1 pseudogene is annotated in these 1,891 nt (G+C 49.1%); it reads left to right on the plus strand.

The window, feature by feature from the left end:
* Window positions 1-829: 829 nt before the first annotated feature.
* Window positions 830-1,891, plus strand: a pseudogene (locus K675_RS0114210) (hypothetical protein); the annotation flags it as partial.

Here is a 1,891-nt window from a genome sequence, read left to right on the forward strand (position 1 = left end):
CCTTCGGTTGGTTCAGTTACACCACTTCTAGGGACACGATCACAACCAGCGCTTGAAGGGCTTTTGTAGGTTCTGTGGCACTCAAGCCGAGCTAGCATCCTTCGTTACTGGAGAAGGTCAGCGCGACCCCGACGAGCACCTACGTTTGAGCAACCTTTACTGCACAACTCATCGTCCAAAGACGCATGATGGCAGCTGGAATCCCGCGTACAGGCAAGCAAAAAGGTCCGTAGCGCAGTTTGACCTTGAACTGGCGAGATTGAGCAGGCAGTGCGCTATAAGAGCGAAGCCTCAGGCGAAATCAGGTGACGAGCTTGTCGACTCATATTTCTTCCAGTACATGCTCAGCCTGACGGTACAGGTGGCCGATGAATCTGAGCTCAGAAATATCGCTCGCCTCATGGTCGACACACGGTTTTCTGATCGTAAGAAGCAAATACTTGTGCTTCAGAAACTCGGTTTTAACCAGTCAGAAATTGCCCGAAGGCTGGAGATTGAGCGCCAGGCAGTATCCAAAGCTCTATGCTCAATTCCTGATTGTTTTCGCCTTCCTAGAGCGTGAGTGCGCCAAGCTGCGTAGTTACACACTCGCGATCAAACGCTTGCATTCGACTGGACGAGCCTTTCGCATGGCTGGGGGCGCAAGCGGCTATCCGTGACTGGCAGCTATCGGCCGAAAGCGGCACTAAGCGGAAGGCAAGGTTTGACCCATCGCTGCCTATCGCGAAGGCCCCCAGTCGACCCATAGCAGCCTATCGAAAATCGAGTGGCGACAGTGGCGATATAGTATTACGCTTCCTGTATTCAGGCCGCTAAGGAAGGTTTTGCCGTGTCTAGCAGATTATTGCTAACTCAGAATGCCCAGTTCTACCGAGTTATTGAACCTCTTAGTGAGGAAACTTTGCGCTCGATACTTGATGCGGCATCCTCAAACCAGAAGCCCGGTAGCACGTTGATCGCTGATCAATTTAACAAAGAAGAAGTCCTTCAGGATGGTAGCGAATACCGCTTCAGCTTGAGAGTTTTCGCGACGAATCGGGATGTCCACTTTTGGAGCGAGCCGCTTAACGACACAATCTATGCGTTCATACTCTTGGTGACCGTCGATGAATGCTTGGTCGTCTTTAAAAAATCCTGCGCCTCAGTTTCTGAAACCATCGATAAGGTTGCCACTCTGATTCGGAGCGCGGAATTGACCGCAGCTTTCAGTGACAGCGATGCTCAGTTTCAGAAGATGGCAATGCGTAATATGACTGTTTCCGAAAGAGCGATGCGCGGCAAATCGTACGAAGCAGCAGATCTTAAAGGCCTCCTGTCAACCCACGCCGCAGGCAGATCTATTCCCTACTTTTTCAAATTGCGGTTAAACGGTCGTATCAAAACCATTTCCGCTCAAAGCGGACGTGTCGTCGAGGCCTCTGAGCGTAAGTCAATAGAGAAAATAGTGGAGTGGGCAAAAGGCCAGATCCATCAGATTAACAACCCGTCATCTGATAAAGATTTTTTGGACGCCTTCGCTAAACTTGTAGAGCTGGATGTCGTGTGGGATAAAAGCGAACCCACCGCCATTCTCGTAGAGTCGTCCTTTCTTGTAGATAACGTAATTGACAAAGATATTCCTATCTTTTATACGACGCGACGGGGAAGAACGTTCCAGATGACTTCCAAACAGATTGAGAATCTCGTTTCTCAGCTTGAGAGAGTCTATGAAATTGCCGCAACAGAAGAGCTTGATCTTATAGATAGCCCCAGGCCCGCCCGTCTAAAAAAGAACATGAGTTCAATCTCGCTGACTGGCCGCTCACTTCGGCAGATTAAATTTGATGACAATGGCAAAGACATAACACTACAGGCATATATCAAAAAATACAACCTAGCAACTATCACATTT

Origin of the sequence: Pseudomonas fuscovaginae SE-1, from assembly GCF_000364705.1 — a bacterium.
Lineage (GTDB): Bacteria > Pseudomonadota > Gammaproteobacteria > Pseudomonadales > Pseudomonadaceae > Aquipseudomonas > Aquipseudomonas fuscovaginae_A.